General features: G+C 62.8%; 16 protein-coding genes. 3 read left to right on the top strand and 13 right to left on the bottom strand.

What is annotated here, in order from left to right:
* Positions 1 to 90 precede the first annotated feature (90 nt).
* The 8 genes from J1G18_RS27465 to J1G18_RS27430 form a co-directional block, all read right to left on the bottom strand.
* Positions 91 to 750: a DUF799 domain-containing protein gene (locus tag J1G18_RS27465; protein ID WP_027613674.1), complete on the bottom strand. Its 660-nt coding sequence runs from the start codon at positions 748 to 750 to the stop codon at positions 91 to 93.
* Positions 747 to 1,115 (bottom strand): DUF4810 domain-containing protein, encoded by a 369-nt coding sequence (locus J1G18_RS27460; protein WP_003225593.1) that lies wholly within the window; start codon positions 1,113 to 1,115, stop codon positions 747 to 749. The genes J1G18_RS27465 and J1G18_RS27460 overlap by 4 nt, the downstream gene beginning before the upstream one ends.
* Positions 1,116 to 1,144: 29 nt before the next feature.
* Positions 1,145 to 1,831, bottom strand: a complete 687-nt coding sequence (locus J1G18_RS27455; RefSeq protein WP_171061824.1) for a CsgG/HfaB family protein — start codon at positions 1,829 to 1,831, stop codon at positions 1,145 to 1,147.
* Between the two features lie 272 nt (positions 1,832 to 2,103).
* The gene (locus J1G18_RS27450; RefSeq protein ID WP_223009535.1) at positions 2,104 to 5,181 is read right to left on the bottom strand and encodes an error-prone DNA polymerase; all 3,078 of its coding nucleotides are present in this window, start codon (positions 5,179 to 5,181) and stop codon (positions 2,104 to 2,106) included.
* Positions 5,178 to 6,593 (bottom strand): Y-family DNA polymerase, encoded by a 1,416-nt coding sequence (locus J1G18_RS27445; protein ID WP_134786549.1) that lies wholly within the window; start codon positions 6,591 to 6,593, stop codon positions 5,178 to 5,180. The genes J1G18_RS27450 and J1G18_RS27445 overlap by 4 nt, the downstream gene beginning before the upstream one ends.
* A gap of 7 nt (positions 6,594 to 6,600) precedes the next feature.
* Positions 6,601 to 7,218, bottom strand: a complete 618-nt coding sequence (gene imuA, locus J1G18_RS27440; RefSeq protein WP_097087240.1) for a translesion DNA synthesis-associated protein ImuA — start codon at positions 7,216 to 7,218, stop codon at positions 6,601 to 6,603.
* Positions 7,218 to 7,835 (bottom strand): transcriptional repressor LexA, encoded by a 618-nt coding sequence (gene lexA / locus J1G18_RS27435; RefSeq protein WP_098964221.1) that lies wholly within the window; start codon positions 7,833 to 7,835, stop codon positions 7,218 to 7,220. The genes imuA and lexA overlap by 1 nt, the downstream gene beginning before the upstream one ends.
* 108 nt (positions 7,836 to 7,943) lie before the next feature.
* Positions 7,944 to 8,861, bottom strand: coding sequence for a LysR family transcriptional regulator (locus tag J1G18_RS27430; protein ID WP_098964222.1), 918 nt, complete (start codon positions 8,859 to 8,861; stop codon positions 7,944 to 7,946).
* Positions 8,862 to 8,964: 103 nt separating this feature from the next.
* Here J1G18_RS27430 and J1G18_RS27425 point away from each other — a divergent pair, with 103 nt between their 5' ends.
* The 3 genes from J1G18_RS27425 to J1G18_RS27415 all read left to right on the top strand — a co-directional run bounded on the left by J1G18_RS27425 (position 8,965) and on the right by J1G18_RS27415 (position 13,512).
* The gene (locus J1G18_RS27425) at positions 8,965 to 10,707 is read left to right on the top strand and encodes an amidohydrolase (RefSeq protein ID WP_223009533.1); all 1,743 of its coding nucleotides are present in this window, start codon (positions 8,965 to 8,967) and stop codon (positions 10,705 to 10,707) included.
* Positions 10,708 to 10,890: 183 nt separating this feature from the next.
* A complete protein-coding gene (locus J1G18_RS27420) occupies positions 10,891 to 11,628 on the top strand; it encodes a TorF family putative porin (protein WP_223009531.1) in 738 nt (245 codons plus the stop codon).
* A gap of 225 nt (positions 11,629 to 11,853) precedes the next feature.
* The gene (locus J1G18_RS27415; RefSeq protein ID WP_223009529.1) at positions 11,854 to 13,512 is read left to right on the top strand and encodes a phosphoethanolamine transferase; all 1,659 of its coding nucleotides are present in this window, start codon (positions 11,854 to 11,856) and stop codon (positions 13,510 to 13,512) included.
* A gap of 127 nt (positions 13,513 to 13,639) precedes the next feature.
* On the opposite strand, the gene J1G18_RS27410 is transcribed toward J1G18_RS27415, so the two are convergent.
* From J1G18_RS27410 to J1G18_RS27390, 5 genes are all read right to left on the bottom strand, one after another.
* On the bottom strand, positions 13,640 to 13,918 hold the full coding sequence (locus J1G18_RS27410) for a DUF971 domain-containing protein (protein WP_135295945.1): 279 nt from the start codon (positions 13,916 to 13,918) through the stop codon (positions 13,640 to 13,642).
* Positions 13,915 to 14,877, bottom strand: a complete 963-nt coding sequence (locus tag J1G18_RS27405) for a HEAT repeat domain-containing protein (protein ID WP_223009527.1) — start codon at positions 14,875 to 14,877, stop codon at positions 13,915 to 13,917. Before J1G18_RS27405 ends, J1G18_RS27410 begins: the two co-directional genes overlap by 4 nt.
* A complete protein-coding gene (locus J1G18_RS27400) occupies positions 14,874 to 15,722 on the bottom strand; it encodes an ABC transporter ATP-binding protein (RefSeq protein WP_223009525.1) in 849 nt (282 codons plus the stop codon). The genes J1G18_RS27405 and J1G18_RS27400 overlap by 4 nt, the downstream gene beginning before the upstream one ends.
* Positions 15,722 to 16,504, bottom strand: a complete 783-nt coding sequence (locus J1G18_RS27395) for an ABC transporter permease (protein ID WP_135295948.1) — start codon at positions 16,502 to 16,504, stop codon at positions 15,722 to 15,724. The genes J1G18_RS27400 and J1G18_RS27395 overlap by 1 nt, the downstream gene beginning before the upstream one ends.
* A gap of 268 nt (positions 16,505 to 16,772) precedes the next feature.
* On the bottom strand, positions 16,773 to 18,197 hold the full coding sequence (locus J1G18_RS27390; RefSeq protein WP_223009500.1) for an ABC transporter substrate-binding protein: 1,425 nt from the start codon (positions 18,195 to 18,197) through the stop codon (positions 16,773 to 16,775).
* Positions 18,198 to 18,374 lie beyond the last annotated feature (177 nt).

Raw genomic sequence — 18,374 nt, 5'->3', positions numbered from 1 at the left:
GCGGTGGGTCAGTCGCCAAATGTTTTACTGACCCGGCGCATTCGCGAGCAAGCCCGCTCCCACAGGAGATTTCAGGCGTGCCGGTAATTTTTAGTCAGTACCGTATTTCGGCGAACGCGGGCCATACAGCAGGCCGGCGTGCTGTCCGGCCGACAACAGGCGATTGCTTGCCACGCCGGCAATCGGATACCCGGCATCGGTCGAACTGTTGATCACCTGCTTCACCGCGGCAGTGATCAGCATGCCGACCAGGCCGCCACCACTGTTATTGCCGCCCTCTTCGCTCGACGCCCGTGCCGAACCGGTCCACAGCGTGGTGCCGGATTTCAGATCGACCAGCTTGGCGGTGGCGGTTACCGCGGTTTCGCTGCTGATCACCATGTAGCGCGTACCGTACTCGGTCACAGTGATGTACAGCGCAGCGTCGGCACCGAAGATTTCCTTGAGCTTGTTGGCCGGTGCCTGATGAATGTCATCCGGGGTGGTCAGGCCGTTCTGGCGGAAGGTTTCGTCCACCAGGGTGATCGGCAGCACGTAGTAACCGGCCTCGGCCAATGGGAACGTCACCTGCGACAGCAAGCTGTAGGAAGCCTTGACGTCCGGCGAGGTGTTCAGCGGCGGCAGCACCAGAATGGTCTTCGGCCGTGCCTGTTTGTACGCCGAGTAATCCACGGTTTTCGGCGCGACGCAGCCACCGAGCACGGTCAGGGCCAAACCGGCGGCCAGCAGTTTCAGGGTGCGCGAGATCATTTGGCGTCTCCGGTCTTGGCGTTTTTAAGCAGAAAATCCATGTATGGGCCGGACTCGGGGAACAGCGCTTTCTCGGTGCGGAACTGCTGCACCATCTGATCGTCCTTGCCCATGCTCAGGTACAGCAGGCCCAGGTGGGCGTGGTAGCCCGGCGGCACGGCTTTGCCGGTGGAACGGATCTTCTGCAAGTCACGCTCCAGCACTTCGGCCTGGGCTTCCTTCGGCTCTTCGCCTTTGAAGTATTCGTAGACCTGCGGTTGGTAGTCTTCCCACTGGTACAGGGTTTTCGGGCTGCTGCAACCGGCCAGCAAGGCGCTGGCGGCCAGCGTCAGGGCCAGCAGCGACCGCGACAAAGTCAGATTCATGGGGTAGTGCTCCTTGCAATGAATAGCGATCAGTTACCCGGTTTCCAGGCACCGGCGTTCATGCCATCGACCAGACGATTGATCGCCTCGCGCATGGCCAGATCGAGGACTTTGCCGTTGAGGGTGGAGTCGTACGCAGCGGTGCCGCCGAAGCCGATGATTTCGCGGTTGGACAAGGCGTATTCACCGGCGCCCTGAGTCGAATACACCACTTCGGAGGTGCTGATATTGACGATGTTCAGGTTGACCTTGGCGTAGGCGACCTGGGTCTTGCCACGGCCGAGAATACCGAACAGCTGGTGGTCGCCGGTTTCCTTGCGGCCGAACTCGGTGACGTCACCGGTGACCACGTAATCGGCACCCTTGAGGCGCTGGGCCTGGCCCTTGATCGCCGCTTCCTGCTGGATCTCGCCCATGTTGTCGCGATCCAGTACCGAGAAACGGTTGGTCTGCTGCAAGTGAGTGATCAGGATGGTCTTGGCTTGGCCGCCGAGACGATCAACGCCGTCGGAGAAGATCCCGCGCATGTAGCTGGAGCGGTTATCGAACTTGCCCACCGCCATCGGTACGCGAGCGCCGCTCCAGGCTTGCGTGGCGCTCTCGACCTTGGCCACCGGCAGGGCGCGGGAGCTTTCGGTGGCGCACCCGGCAAGGGAGCCGGCGAGGGTGCCGAGCACGGCAATCGCAACGCCTGAGACCAACATCCGGGAGATCATTCTCACTGTGCATTCCTTCTGAAAAAAAACGGTGTGTCCCGGCACGGCTACGCGCTGGGGAGCGGAAAAGGGGCGGCATTATGACAAAGTGCCACCATTGGTGACAGAGATTTTTGACGCCAATGGATTGGCTTGTTTGGACACACACAAATTCCCCCTGTGGGAGCGGGCTTGCTCGCGAAGGCGTTCTGTCAGAGACATCTGTGCTGACTGACACACCGTCTTCGCGAGCAAGCCCGCTCCCACAGGGGGGATATGTGGTGTTCTGGGGTTTAGTGGAAGTCGCGGCTTTGTACGCGGATGCCGTCGAGCAGCGGAGTCAGATCGCTCAATCGCCCGGCGATCAGGTGCCGGACTTCGCCTTCGCGCTCCCAGCGGCCATCGACCTTGAGCAATTGCGAACCGACCAGCACCTGACGCTGGCGCTCGGCCAGATCGCGCCAGACCACCACGTTGACGTTGCCGAACTCGTCTTCGAGGGTGACGAAAGTCACGCCGCTGGCAGTGCCCGGTCGCTGCCGCCCGGTGACCAGCCCGGCGATGCTCACCGGCCGGCCGTGCTCGACGTCCAGCAACTCCTGAGAGCTGCGACAACGCCGCGCCTTCAGTTCACCACGCAGCAGCGCCAGCGGATGCGGCCCCAGCGTGGTGCCGATGGTCGCGTAATCGGCCTGCAGGTCCTCACCGACACTCGGTTTGGGCAGCAGCACATCGGCTTCTTCCTGGCTCGGCAAGCCGGCAAACAGGCCCAGCTGTTTCTGCACCCCGGCCACTTCCCAGCGCGCGCGGTGCCGATGCCCGGCCATGCCACGCAACGCGCCGGAGTCTGCCAATAATGCCTGGGCGCGACTGTCGAGCGCGGCCCGTTCGCCCAGATCGGCGACATCGGCAAACGCCCCCCGCGCCCGCGCCGCTTCGATGCGCCGGGCGTCGTCCTCGCGAAAACCCTTGATCATCCGCAGGCCCATACGAATCGCCGGTTGCGCGCCGCTGATCGGTTCCAGGCTGCAATCCCAGTCGCTGGCGCGCACGTCCACCGGACGGATCTGCAACTGATGCCGACGGGCGTCCTGAAGGATCTGATCCGGGCTGTAAAAACCCATCGGCCAACTGTTGATCAACGCGCAGGCGAACGCCGCCGGTTCGTGGCACTTGAGCCAGCAACTGGCGTAAGTCAGCAAGGCGAAACTGGCGGCGTGGGACTCGGGAAAACCATAGCTGCCGAAACCCTTGATCTGCTCGAAGATCTGCGCGGCGAATTCCTCGGTGTAGCCGTTTTTCTTCATGCCGGCGGCGAGGCGTTCCTTGTGCGGCTCCAAGCCTCCATGGCGTTTCCACGCGGCCATTGAGCGACGCAACTGATCGGCCTCGCCGGGGCTGTAGTCAGCGGCGACGATGGCGATCTGCATCACCTGTTCCTGAAACAGCGGCACGCCGAGGGTGCGTTTGAGCACCACTTCAAGTTCCGGCGAGGGATAGGTTTCCGGCTCTTCCTTGTTGCGGCGACGCAGGTACGGATGAACCATCCCGCCCTGAATCGGCCCCGGGCGGACGATCGCCACCTCGATCACCAGATCGTAGAACTTCGCCGGTTTCAGGCGCGGCAACATCGACATCTGCGCCCGCGATTCGATCTGAAATACACCGATGGTGTCGGCGCGGCTGATCATCTCGTAGGTCGGTTTGTCTTTGTCTGGAATCGTCGCCAGGCTCAGATCGAGATGGCGATGACGACGCAGCAGATCGAAGCAACGGCGGATGGCACTGAGCATGCCGAGGGCGAGGATGTCGACCTTGAGCAGCCCGACCGCGTCGAGATCGTCCTTGTCCCACTGAATGATCGTGCGCTCGGCCATGGCGGCGTTTTCCACCGGCACCAGCGTATCCAGCGGCTGCTCGGAAATCACGAAGCCGCCAGGATGCTGCGACAAGTGCCGGGGGAAGCCGATCAGTTGCCCGGTCAGGCTCAGCACCCGACGCAGCACCGGGCTGTCGGGGTCGAAGCCGCCTTCGAGCAAGCGCGCCAGCGGCGGTGTTTCGTCGCTCCAGTGGCCGCAGCAATCGGCCAGTGCATTGATCTGATCCGGCGGTAGCCCAAGGGCCTTGGCCACGTCGCGCACCGCCCCGGCAGCGTGGTAAGTGCTGACCACCGCCGTCAACGCCGCACGCCGCCGGCCATAACGGCGAAACACGTATTGCAGGACTTCTTCGCGACGTTCGTGCTCGAAATCGACGTCGATGTCCGGCGGCTCGTTGCGTTCTTTCGACATGAAACGCTCGAACAGCAGCGTGGTGCGGTCCGGATCGATCTCGGTGATGCCTAGGGCAAAACACACCGCCGAGTTGGCCGCCGAACCACGGCCTTGACAGAGGATCTGCTGATCGCGGGCGAAACGTACAACGTCGTGCACGGTGAGGAAGTAGCTTTCGTAGCCGAGCTCGGCGATCAGTTTCAGCTCATCGTCGATTTGCTTGAGCACTTTGGCCTGCGGCCCTTTTGGCCAGCGCCAGGCAATCCCTTTTTCGGTCAACTGCCGCAACCAGGAACTGCCGGTGTGCCCCTGCGGCACCAGCTCCTTCGGATACTCATAGCGCAACTCGCTCAGCTCGAAAGTGCAGCGCCGGGCCAGTTGCACCGAGGCGTCGAGCAACGCTTGCGGATACAACTCACGCAACACCTCGAGGCTGCGCAGGTGCCGCTCGCCGTTGGGGTGCAGGCGCAACCCGGCCTCGGCCACCGGGACGTGATGACGAATCGCGGTCATGGTGTCCTGCAGGGCGCGCCGCCCACGGGCGTGCATGTGCACGTCGCCGCTGGCCACGGCGGCGATCTGCAGTTGCTCGGCCAGACTCAGCAGTGCCGCCAGACGCCGCTGATCGTCTTGCCCGCGATGCAACTGCACCGCCAGATACAGGCGCTCGCCGAAAGTCTGCTTCAGCCAGCGGCCCTCCTCGACATCATTAACGCTGTCCGGCACCCACACGGTGAACAATCCCGGCAACGGCTGGCTGAAATCCTCGCGCAGCACCTGGTACTGGCCCTTCTGCGTACGCCGCCGGGCCTGAGTGATCAAACCGCACAAGGCCTGATAGCCCGCCAGGTTCTCCACCAACAGCAGCAGTTTCGGACCGTTATCGATGCGGATTTCGCTGCCGATGATCAGCGGCAGCTCCACTGATTTCGCCGCTTGCCAGGCGCGGACGATCCCGGCCAGGGTGCACTCGTCGGTGATCGCCAGCGCCTGATAACCATGTTTTTTCGCCCGCTGAAACAGCTCAAGGGCACTGGAGGCACCGCGCTGGAAACTGAAATTCGACAGGCAATGCAGTTCGGCATAACCGTGGTTCATGCAAACCAGCCTTGCAGCCACAACGGCCCGCCCTCGCCCACGGCTCGATAGGCCCAGCCCTGCTGACCGGCGCGGTTCTGGATCAGGTAGTAATCGCGGCGCACATCATCACCGTCCCACCAGCCGGACTCGATGCGCTCCGGGCCCATGAGAATCCGCGCCGAACCTTCCGGCACACTCTGCGGTTCGCCGAGCAACCAGCCCGGGCGCTGCACGCTCGGCAAACCGCTGCAACGCTGCTTGTCGACGCCGTGCTGCCAGGCACATTCGGGGCGGTGGTCGGCCTGAAAGCGCAGGCCCTGCACCGCGTCATCGCCGAGCCGTGCACGCAGACGTTCGCGCAATTGCTCCCAGGGCAAGGTCTGTTGCGGACGATCATCGAACAGTTCCTGAAACTGCGGCACGAAACTCGGCAGGTCTTCGGCGCGCAGGCGAAAGCCGCGCACCGGGGCCTCGACCTGGACTTGTTCCAGTCGCCCACGGGCCAGTTCAAAGAGCATCGCCGGGTCGCGCTCGGCGCTGAGCAGGCCGACCTTGATCAGCGTGTCCGGCAGCCCGGCGTGCTCCAGATGCAGGTCGAAACGTTGCACGCCGCTGTCACGTCCGCAGAGGAATGCCGACAGGTCAGCGGTCAAGCGGCGTAACGGAAACAGCAGCGCCTGATGGGATTGCACGTCGAAATTGAGTTCGATGCGCACATCGAAACGATCCGGCGGCAGATAGAACGCCAAGGCCAGCGGCCGTGCGCCGAACAACGTGTCGAGATGCTTGAGCATCGACGCTTCGAAGCGCCGGGCCAGGGCCTGACGCGGCAGGCTCTGCAGCTGGTTCAGGTTGCGCAGGCCCATGCGCGTCAGCGCGGTGGCGACCTGCGGCTCCAGCCCGACACGGTCGACGGGCAACTTTCCGAGGTGATGCTGCAGGGCCTCACCGTCAGGTACCACCAGACCGTCGTAGGCGTTGGCCAGCACCCGCGCCGCCACCGGATTCGGTGCGGCGACGATGCGATGGCGGAAACCCAGCTCAGTCAGTTCCTTGCGCAGCCGCGCTTCGAACTGCGCCCAGGAGCCGAACAGGCCCAGGCTCGACTCGATCTCGAACACCACGGTACGCGGATAATGCACGCTGACCTGCGCGCTGAAACGATAGGCCCACGCGGCGAGAAACTGCTGCCAGTGCTCGACCTCGGCGAGGTCGTAATCGGCGGTGGCAAAGCCTTTGCTTAGGGCCTGCGCGGCGGTCATCGACTGGCCGGCGCGCAAGCCGAGCTGGCGCGCCGCTGCATTCACCGCTTGCAGCACCCGGCGCTGGGCCGGGCCACTGAGCAGCACCAACGGCTCAGCAGGATCGGCACGCTGACGCAGCACGGCGTCGAGGGCCAATTGCGGGAACAGAATACACACCCAGCGCATGACGACCTCAGTGCCCCACGGCAAACGCAATCGGCGCCGTGCGCGCCAGTCCGCCACGGCACTTGAGCACGCGCAACTGGGCCGGTCTTGCGTCGATGGCAATACGCAACGCGGCCGGCGACGGGTTGATCGCCTCGCTCAGCGGGCGCCAGGCAAACGCCAGGGTCTGGCCGGTTTCCGCTGCCACCTGCAAGCGCCGCAACGCGCGGTCATCGGCCTTGTGCGGCCAGCACAGCACCGCGCCGCAACTGCCGGAACGCAGGCATTGCTCCGCCGCCCACAAGGCATCGCGTTCGCTGGCCTGAATCACCGACAACTGGCGCAGATCGACCCCGGCGTTCGCCCACGCCTGCGGGTACGGCACGAACGGTGGCGCCACCAGCACGATGCGCTCGCCCGCCGCCGACATCCGCGCCAGCGTCGGCCACACCAGTTGCAACTCGCCAACCCCGGGGCCGGCCAGGAGGATTTCGCTCAGCGCCGCTTCCGGCCAGCCACCGCTGGGCAGTGCTGCATCCAGCGCGGCATGCCCGGTGGGTTGCGGGCTGGCCGCCGGTGGCGCAGGCCGGCCCTTCCAGACCTGGCCGCCATTGAACAGCGTATCGAGTGCAACGACGGCGCCCATCAGCCTTGCCTCACCAGACCGCAGAACACGCCTTCGATGGCCAGGTCCTGATCATCGCGCACGACAATCGGCTGGTACGCCGGGTTGCGCGGCAGCAGGCGCACCGTAGCGCCGACACGCTCGAAGCGTTTGATCGTCACCTCACCATCGAGTCGCGCCACCACGATCTGGCCGTTGAGCGCCTCGGGATTACGCTTCACTCCCACCAGATCACCGTCGAGAATGCCGTCCTCGATCATCGAGTCGCCCTGCACCCGCAACATGTAGTCGGGCGCACGGGAGAACAGCGCGGGATCAAGCATCAAGCGGTTATGGATGTCGGCATCGGCGCCGATCGGTGCACCGGCAGCCACCCGGCCGAGCACCGGAATGTCCAGCAGCTCCGGCCGCGCGGGTTGCCCGAGCAGGCGAATGCCCCGGGCCTGGTGCGGGTTGACCTCGATATACCCGGCTTCGGTGAGCGCCAGCACATGCTTGCGCGCCACGCTGCGCGAGGCAAAACCAAAAGCCTCGCTGATTTCAGCGAGGCTTGGGGGCTGACCGTGTTCGGCGATGCGTTCGCGGATAAAGGTCAGGATGGCGGTACGGCGGGGAGTCAGGTTTGTCATGGAGTACATTTGTACTCCTGTGGGATTTTACTGACAAGCACCGCCAGTCGGCCTGCGCTGGCGATCCACAAAAATCACAAGATCGCAGCCTTCGGCAGCTCCTACAGGGAACGGGTGTCAGTTCAATCCGCGCTCGGCCAGAAATGCCGAGATGTAATCTATGAAGGCGACGACCTTGGCCGTGGCCCGTCGATGGCTCGGGTACACCGCGAGAATGTGCGGGCCGAAGCTGTCCGGGTCGATTTCATAGTCAGCCATGACCCGCACCAGACGCCCGTCGGCAATGTACGGTGCGGCGCTCCACAGCGGTGTGTGCAGCAAGCCGCGTCCGGCCAAAGCACTGGCCAGCAACAGGTCGTAATTGTCGCTGCGCAAGCGCGGCGCCGTCGGCTGTGGCAGGCTCAGCCGCTGGCCATCGCGCTCGGCCCACCAGAACTCGCGACTGAGCAACGGGTGCTGATACAGCAGCCATTCATGCTGCTCAAGGGTTTGCGGATTCACCGGCAAACCCTTGCGCGCCAGATAGTCCGGGCTGCCGCACAAGGCCAGGCGATTGCTGCCGACCACCCGGGCGATCAGCCCCGGCAGGTCGTCATGGCCCTCGCGCAAGGCCAGGTCATAGCCGCTTTCCAGCAGATTGACGAACGCGTCGCACAGGTCCACTTGCAGGCTGATCTGCGGGTATTGCTGCAAAAAGCCGTCGCACACCTGATCGAGAAACGCCCGCCCGTACGCCAGCGGTGCGGTGATTTTCAGGCTGCCGCGCAGACCGTGCTGCAACTGCTCGATTTCCTCGCTGGCCTCCTCCAGTCGCTGCAACACCAGTCGCGCGGTTTCCAGATAAACCCGGCCGATTTCGGTGAGCAGAATCCGCCGCGTACTGCGTTCGAACAGCCGCGCGCCAAGTTCCGACTCCAGATGATTGACCGCTTTGGTCAGGGCCGATGGGGTCTTGCCCAGTTGCTCCGCCGCGCGGCTGAAACTGCCGAGTTGCGCGGTAACCACGAACATTTTCAGTGCACCCAGCTTGTCCATGCTTTTTCCATTCAGGCAAAAACGTTTTTCGTGAGGGAGGCGTTCTGTCGGCCAGTGTCAGCCACTAATCTGGCCATCAGACGCAATAACAAGGAAATCTTCAATGAAAAGATTCATCCCGAGTCTGTTGGTGAGCGCTGTAAGTTTTGCCTCGATGGAAGCCATGGCCGCCACCGATCTGGTACTGGTGAACGGCAAGATTTTCACCGCCGATCGCTCGCAACCGAAGGTGCAGGCGTTGGCCGTGGAAAACGGCAAGGTGCTGAAAGTCGGCAGCGATGCGCAGATCAAGGCGCTGATCGAACCCGGCACGCAGGTGATCGACCTCGGCGGCAAGACGCTGATGCCAGGCTTGATCGACAGCCATTCCCACGCGATTTTCGGTGGCTTGGAAATGGTCTCGGCCAACATGGAAGACGAAGTCGTCGCCCTCGCCGAACTGGAAAAACGCCTGCGCGCCTGGCGTGACGACGGCAAGGCCAGACATGGCGATGTGCTGAGCATTGCCGGCATGAGCTCGGCGTACTGGGCGCAGGCCGAAGCGCTGGGCAAGACCTTCAACCACGGCGAGTGGACTGACGTGCCGGTGGTGTTCACCGGCAGCGATCACCACACCGCGTGGGCCAACAACGTGATGCTCAAGCGCGCCGGTATCGACGCGGCGTTGCTCAAGACCCTGCCCGCTGCGGAACAAGACACCATCGGCGCACTGGCCAGCGGCGAGCCCAACGGTTTTCTGGTCGATGCCGGTTGGGACCGGGTCGCCGCGAAAATGCCGGTGCCGAGCCCGGCCGATATGCTCACCGCGGCCAAATCCGCGGTGCGCTTCAACAACAGCCTCGGCATCACCGCGTGGATGGACCCCGCCGCCAACGCCGCACCGGGCGAACCGGTCTTCGCCCTCAAACCCACTGAGAAAACCGTCGGCGTGCTGCCAGCCTACAAAGCGCTGTCGGAAAGCGGCGGCATGAGCGTGCACGTCGCCGCGCTGCTGGTGGCCAACCCGAAAAGCCTGCCCGCCGACCTCGACACGCTGGATAAGGTGCGCCAGCAGTTTCAGGGCATCCCCAACCTGACCCTGCCCGGGGTCAAGATCTTCGCCGACGGCGTGATCGAGTACCCGGCGCAGAGCGCGGCGATGATCGACCCGTACAGCAACTCGCACAAACAGGGCGAACTGCTGATCGATCCAAAACATTTCGGCGAGCTGGTCAGCGCCATCGACCAGCGCGGCTGGCTGGTGCACATCCACGCCATCGGCGACCGTGCGGTGCGTGAATCACTCAATGGCATCGAACGTGCGCGCAAGGATCGGCAGAGCGGCATCACTCACTCGATTACGCACCTGCAGATGGTCAATCCGAAAGAGTTCGCCCGCTTCAAGCCGCTGAACGTGATCGCCTCGATGCAATTGCTGTGGGCCAGTGCCGATGACTACACCACCGACATGATCAAGCCCTACGTCAGCGCCCTCGCCTTCCGTTATCAATACCCGGCGCACTCGCTGCTGAAACAGGGCGCGACGATTGCCGGTGCCAGCGACTGGCCGGTGTCGTCGCCCAACCCGTTCAACGCCATGGCCCAGGCCATCACCCGCGTCGGCCCGCTGGGCGTGCTGAATGCCGACGAGCGTCTGGATCGCGAAAGCATGTTTTACGCCTATACCGCCAACGCGGCGCGAACCATCGGCCTGGACCAGCAGATCGGCTCACTGACGCCGGGCAAACAGGCTGATTTCATCGTGGTCGATCGCGACGTGTTCAGCGTCGACGAAAAAGCCCTGCATGACACCCAGGTTCTACAAACCTGGTTTGGTGGGCGTCAGGTCTACACCGCCACCCCATAACAACAGGCCCCCCTCGCTTTTGTGGGAGGGGGCTTGCTCCCGAAGGCGTCCGGTCAGCAAACATTTCGATACCTGACCCACCGTCTTCGCGAGCAAGCCCGCTCCCACAGGGACTTTCACCCTACCCAAGCATTTCCACTGCTTTTTCCAGCCCCCATAACAATCACAACACCGGGACTTCACATGAAAGCCTTGCCCCTGTTCGCCCTCGGTTTTTCCAGTTTGCTGCCCTTGAGCAGCCACGCGATCCCCCTGAACGACGATTTCGCCTTGCTGGTCGACCTGACCCTGGCCAGCGACTACCGCACCCGCGGCATCTCGCAAACCCAAAATGACCCTGCCTTGCAAGCCGGTCTGACCCTGGCCCACAGCAGCGGTTTGTACGCGGGTGCCTGGAGTTCCAACGTCGACTTCGGCGGTGGCCTGAAAACCCGGCAGGAAGTCGATTACTACGCCGGCTGGCTGTGGCAGGCCACCGAGGATGTCAGCCTTGATCTGGGTTATCTCAAGTACGCCTATCCCAAGGAAAGCCAGTTCAACCAGAGCGAGGTCTACGGGATTCTCGGTGTCTACGGGGTGAAGCTGGCGGCGTATTACTCCAGCGATGCGCCGGGAATCGACAGCAAGCAGAGCTCGCTCTACACCTATGTCGGTTATGAAACCGAGTTGCCGTTCGATTCCGGGCTGAAACTGCGTTACGGCAACATGGACTTCAAGGACCCGCACCTGTACTCGGCGTCCGGGCATGGCGAGGACAGTTATCGGGAGTGGGAGGTCAAGCTGACCCACAACCTGGCCGGGGTGGTGTTGGGCCTGAGCTATATCGATACCGATCTGTCGCAGAGCCAGTGCCTGAGTAACTGGGGATTCAAGGATGTGTGCACCGCAACGGTGGTCGCCAGCCTGAGCAAATCCTTCTGACCCACCAAAGTACCCATTGTAGGAGTGAGCCTGCTCGCGATGGCGGTGTGGCATTCAACAACGATGTCGGCCGACCCACCGCTATCGCGAGCAGGCTCACTCCTACAGGGTTTTGCGTTGACCTGATTGTTTGTTACGAGATGTTTACAAATTTTTTACCAATGTTCTTCTACAGTTACGCGCGTAACCGCGTGTGTTTTCTATTCTGCTAGAGGAATGTCTGTAATGGCTTTGGGCAAAGGACTGCGTTTACCGTCCATCACTTCCACCCGGCTGGTGTTGCTGTTTTCCCTGGCACTGGTGGCGCTGTACAACCTGGCGACCTGGAAGGCGCTGGGTACGCTGATCACCCTGCAAGGTGCACACAAACTGGCGTTTTTCGCTTCGTTCGGCCTGTTCCTGTGGGCGGCGATCACCCTGCTGCTGACCCTGGTGTCATTTCGCTGGACGCTGAAACCGGCGCTGACTGTGGTGGCCCTGCTCTCGGCCTGCGCTGCGTATTTCATGAACGAATACGGGATCACCATCGACACGGTGATGATCCAGAACGTGTTCGAAACCAACCCGGGCGAAGCCGCTGCGCTGTTCAACGGCAAGCTGCTGGCTTACGTGTTGCTGCTCGGCGTGCTGCCGGCGGCGTTGATCTGGCGCTGGCCGGTGCGTTATCGGCCGTTCTTTCGCGGCGTGCTCAACAAGCTGCTGGTGATCGCCGCGTGCGTGCTGGTGATCGGCGCCTCGGTGGGCGCGTTCTATTCGACCTATGCGCCGATCTTCCGCGAAGAAGACAAGCTCACCCATTTCATCAACCCGACCAATTACATCTACGCCATCAGCAAGTACACCAAGCAGCGCCTGGGCATCAAAAAGCACTTTGTGGTGCAGGCCATCGGTGAAGACGCGGTGATGAGCGCGAAAGCCGCCAGCCGCGAGAAGAAATCGCTGATGGTATTTGTGGTCGGCGAAACCGCCCGCGCCGATCACTTTTCGCTGAACGGCTATGCGCGCGAGACCAATCCCGAGCTGAGCAAACTGGACATCCTCAACTTCACCCAGATGCACTCCTGCGGCACGTCCACGGCAGTGTCGGTGCCGTGCATGTTCTCGATGTTCCCGCGTGAGGACTACAGCGACAAGAAAGGCAAAACCTACGAAGGCCTGCTGGATATCCTGCAACGCGCCGGCGTGCAAGTGCTGTGGCTGGACAACAACAGCGACTGCAAAGGCACCTGCCTGCGCGTGCCGCACCGCGACATCGCGAAGAATCAGCCGGGGCCGTTCTGCGACGGCAACAACTGCCTCGATGAGGCGTTGCTGGCCGACCTGCAAAGCTACATCGACAGCCTCAAGGGCCACGCGATCATCGTGTTGCACGCCGACGGCAGCCATGGCCCGGAATACTACGAGCGTTATCCGCAAGCGCTCGAACGCTTCAAGCCGATCTGCCACACCAACCAGTTGGGCAGTTGCAGCCGTGATGAACTGGTGAACGTGTACGACAACACGATCCTCTACACCGACCACTTCCTCGCCAAGGTCATCGAGTTGCTCAAGCGTAATCAGGACACCCTGGATACCTCGATGCTGTATGTCTCCGACCACGGCGAATCGCTGGGTGAAAACGGTTTGTACCTGCATGCGGCGCCGTATGCATTGGCGCCAGAAGCGCAGACCCATGTGCCGATGGTGATGTGGTTTGGCAACAATACCCTGGCGCAACTGGGGATTGATCGCGATTGCCTGCAAGGCAAGACCGGGCAGCCGGACCTGAGCCATGACAACCTGTTCCATTCGGTGCTGGGCTTGTTTGAGGTGAAGACCGCGCTGTATCAGCCTGGGCTGGATGTGTTTCGCGGGTGCCGGCCAGCCATGACGGCTGGGCAGTAACCCGGATATTGCACAAATCCCTGTGGGAGCGGGCTTGCTCGCGAAAGCGGTGGTTCAGTCAATATTGGTGGCGACTGATCCACCGCTTTCGCGAGCAAGCCCGCTCCCACAGTTGATGGTGGTGAACCTAAGAATCGAGTTGTGCCAGATAGTCCCACGGGTAGATCCCGCGTTGATGGCCGTCACTGAACACCAGTTGCACGCCGTAGCCCTGCGGGTTGATCTCAATCAGGCGAACACGCTCATCCACCAGCGGAGTCACACCTTTCAGGCGAAACGCGCGGCACTGCGAGCACGGGCACTGGCGGCGCAGTTCGGCGTGATTGAACAGCGATTCGCGGCCGTCCGGCCAGCTCAGGCGCAGCGTCCGCTGGCTCTGCGAATTGCCGACTGACAGCGGGTTCATTGCAACTGACTCAAGGCAATCCGCACCGCTTTGCGCACTTCCGGGTCGCCGTCATCCTGCGCCGCCTGCAACGCCGCCACCGCGCCGCGATCATGCAACTCACCGAGGGCCAGCGCGGCTTCCTTGCGCAGGTTGCTGATGCGATGGCCGAGGGTCTCGATCAGAGCGTCCAGCGCCGGTACAAAACGCAAGCGACCGAGGCTGCGGGTAGCACGCAGGCGCACTTGCCAGTAGTCATCGCCGAGGGCTGCGATCAACGCCGGACCAGCGTCGCTGTGGCCGACCTTGCCCAGCGTCGTGGCCGCTTCTTCGCGCACTTGCCAGGCATCGTCCTGCAGCGCCTGACGCAGGGCCGGCAGCACTTCGGCACCGGACGCCAGACCGAGGGCACCGGTGGCGGCGCGGCGCACTTCGGTGTCCGGGTCGGCGCTGGCCAGACGCGCCAGAGCCGGCAGTGCGTCGAGCTGCTTGAGCCAGCCGAGCACACCGACGGCTTCGCGACGCACATTGGCATCGGCATCGCTCAATGCGGTGATAGCAGCCGGCGCGGCATCGGCGAAACGCAGTTCGCGCAATGCCCGAAACGCGGCGATGCGCACACTGACTTGCGCATGACCGGTCCACGGCAGAATCACCCGGCCTGCCGCTTCAGTTTTGAGCAGGCTCAGGCTTTGCGCAGCGGCTGCCTGCACTGCCGCAGATGGATCGGTCAGTGCCTGGCACAGCGCAGCCACTACCGGTTCGTCCTCCCAGGCTTCCAGCAGCCGCGCGGCTTCGGCGCGGACTTCTTCGGCGGGATCTTCGCTCAGTCTTTCGACCAGCCACAGCAGGCCATCCGGTTCTTCCAGATCCGCCAGATCAATCAGGGCAATGCGCCGCACACCAGCATCGTCAGCGGTCAGACGCGGTTGCAGGGCGAGGATGTCGTCGTTATCGGTCACAGCAAAAAATGAGGTCATAGGGCAAATCGCGGCAAGGGGTTTTCGGGAGGCAGGCCGAGCGGGTTGAGGCGCGGCAGCGGGCGGGAGTTGTCGTGGCGCAGCAGGTCGAGGCAATGGCGCTTGAGGCGGGAGAATTCGGCGCTGGTTACCAGCTCAGTGGTGCGCGGGCGTGGGAAATCCAGGCGCAGGTCTTCGATGATTCGCCCCGGACGTGCGCTCATCACCAGCAAGCGGTCGGCGAGAAACAGCGCCTCGTCGATGTCGTGGGTGACGAACACCACGGTGGTGCGAATCCGCGTCCAGATGTCCAGCAGCAGCTCCTGCATGTTCAGGCGGGTCAAGGCATCCAGCGCGCCGAACGGCTCGTCCATCAGCAACAGCCGTGGGCGATTGACCAGCACCCGAGCAATCTCCACCCGTTGCTGCATGCCGCCGGAGAGCTGATCGGGCCAGCGCTCGGCAAAACCGTCGAGGCCCACCAGTTTGAGCATTTCATCAGCGGCGCGATGGCGTTCGGTTTTACCGATGCCGCGCATCTTCAAGCCGAAAGCCACGTTATCGCGCACCGTGCGCCACGGAAACAGCGTGTGATGCTGGAACACCATGCCGCGTTGTGGCGACGGCCCGGACACCTCGCCGCCATCGACTTTGAGGCTGCCGGTATGGGCGCTCAAGTGTCCGGCGAGTGCGCCGAGCAAGGTCGACTTGCCGCAACCGGACGGGCCGAGAATGCACACGAACTGGCCCGGTTCGATCTGGCAATCCAGCCCCTGCACGGCCTCGAAAGCGTGTTGGCCTTCGCCGAGAACGATCGACAACTGGCGAATATCGATCCGCCCTTCCGGGGTTTGCATTGCGCTCATCAGGCTTTCCCTCGTGGTCGATGCCAGGGCGTGAACAGCCCGCCCAGGCGCTTGATCAGCAGACTGCTGCCCATGCCCAGCACACCGATCAGCAGCATGCCAACGACAATGTCGGCGTAGTTCTGAATGGTGTAGGACTCCCAGGTGTAGTAACCGATGCCGAACTGGCCGGAGATCATCTCGGCGGTCACCAGACAGAACCACGAGGTGCCCATACCGATGGCGAGGCCGGTGATGATGCTCGGCGCGGCGCCGGGCAAAATCACTTCAAGCAAAATCGCCCGGCGCCCTGCCCCGAGGCTTTTCGCCGAGGCGATCAGCCGTGGATCAACGCCTTCGACGCCGTGCACGGTGTTGAGCAGGATCGGGAACAGCGCACCGGTGAAGGTGATGAAGACCATCGACAGCTCCGACGACGGGAACATCAGGATCGCCAACGGAATCCACGCCACCGCCGGAATCGGCCGCAGCACTTCCAGCGGTGGCAGCAGCAGGTCTTCGGCCCATTTCGAGCGGCCGATGGCCAAGCCCAGAGCGATGCCGATCACCAGTGCCGCGAGGTAACCGGCGAAGACCCGGCTGAGACTGGCGGTCAGGTGTTGCAGCAGCTTGCCGGAATCGCCCAGACCCAACGCCGCTTCGATCACCGCCAACGGGGTGGGCACGTTGGCGAAGGTGACCAGGCCGAGGTTCCAGTGGTGGCTCGCGGCGAGTTGCCAGAACAGCAGGCAGAGCGCTATGGAGGTTGCTCTGGTGATCCAGCGGGGTTTTGGGATTTTCATGAATCGGGTTTCCATGTTTGGAGCGGTGTGATGGCTGAGATCGCCCCCCTCACCCCAGCCCTCTCCCCCAGGGGGGCGAGGGGGAAAGGGAGCAGATCTTCAAGCCTTTCAAAATCTCGGTTCGGCTCGATAGCGAGCAGATATTCATGATTTTCAAAAACTGAGTTCGGCTCGATATTTCAGGTCGGCTTAGCTCCCGCAAACACCTCGTTCGGTCCCCTCTCCCTCCGGGAGAGGGCTAGGGTGAGGGTGAGTTTTTGATCTTCAATTAGCGGGCAGCCACGGCCTGGGTCGTGGCATCGGTAAAGTCGAAGACCTTGCCACCCTGCGCCGCCGCGAACTGCTGCGCCTGGCCCTTGAGCAGGAACGCACTCAACCGCCCCTTGGCGTCACTGGCGAACCACGCCCGATCGGCGAGCAATTTGATCCCGCTGTCACTGGCCTGCGCATACACCGCGCGGATGTTTTTGCCTTCCTGCTTCAGCGCGGCCAACGCGGTGAAGGCCGATTCGGCGGAGGCGTACTGGCGCACCTTGTCTTCGCCGCGCACCCAGATTTCGGCGACGTGGCTGAAGTCGGTGATGGCTTTACCGGTCGCCGCATCCAGCGCTTTCAACGGCGTTTGCGCGTAGTTGGCGAGTTGCGCGGTGTAGTCCAGATTCGCGGCCTTGAACGCGGCGCGGATGTACTGATCGTCGATGAAGGTGTTGAGGTCGAGGCCACGATCGGCCTTCTTCAGCAGCTTCAGGGTGTCGATCGCCGTGCCCACCGCCTGACGGTATTCCGGCTTCCAGCTCAGGTCACGGGTCTGCACGCCAAGCGGGCCGTGGAACAGGTAGTTGACCTCGGCATCGACGCCGGTGACTTTGGCGATCAGCTCGCTGTACTTCTCAGGCTCAGCAGCCAGCAACTGATTGGCCTCGATGCTCGCCCGCAGGTAGGCGACGACGATTTCCGGGTACTGTTTCGCGTAGGCCTGATCCACCAGTGCACCGTGGAAAGTCGGCGCGTTGGCCTGGGCGCCGTCGTAAATCTTGCGGGCGAAACCACGGCTGGGGAACAGCTCGGCGAACGGCACGAAATCGGCGTGGGCGTCGATCTTGCCGGCCTGCAACGCGGAGCCGGCGACTTCTGGCGGCTGGGCGATGATGTTGACGTCTTTGAGTGGGTCCCAACCCTGCTCCGCCACCGCGCGCAGCAACATGCCGTGGGCGGTCGAGGCGAATGGCACCGAGATGGTCTTGCCCTTGAGCTCACTCAGCGCCTGCACCCCGGACGCGCTCGGCACCACGATGCCGTTGCCGCTGCCCTTGATGCTGCCCGACAGCACGCTGATGAACAGGCTGTGCTTGCCGGCCGTTTCGAACGCCACCCCGTTGAACGCGCCGGGGAAATCGGCCATGGCGCCGAAGTCGAGTTTGCCGGCGACCATCTCGTTGGTCAGCGGCGCACCGCTGGTGAAGTTCTTCCACTGCACATCGTATTTCGCGTCTTTGTAGGCGCCGTCGTGCGGCAGGTATTTGTCGAGCAGGCCGAGTTCACGAATCAACAGGCCGCCGGCGGCGCAATTGATGGTGGTGTCCTGGGTGCCGATGGCGATGCGGATGGTTTCGGCCGAGGCCGACAGGGTCAATGAAGCCAGTACCAGACCGGCGATTGCTGCACGCAACATGAGTGTTTCCCCTCGAATCATTTATTGGATGTTCGTCTCCGCCGCGATCAGCGCGGTGGGAAACGAGGGGGTCTGTAAATTAGCGTCCGGGGTTTCCGGGTAGCTTTAGGGTGTCGTAGATCTCTGTAGGAGTGAGCCTGCTCGCGATAGCGGTGTGTCAGACAACACATCGACATCCAATACACCGCTATCGCGAGC

It is taken from the genome of Pseudomonas sp. MIS38, assembly GCF_019891575.1.
GTDB classification, from domain to species: domain Bacteria; phylum Pseudomonadota; class Gammaproteobacteria; order Pseudomonadales; family Pseudomonadaceae; genus Aquipseudomonas; species Aquipseudomonas putida_A.
The sequence above is the reverse complement of the archived record's forward strand: the minus strand, read 5'-3'. Positions and strand labels throughout refer to the sequence as shown.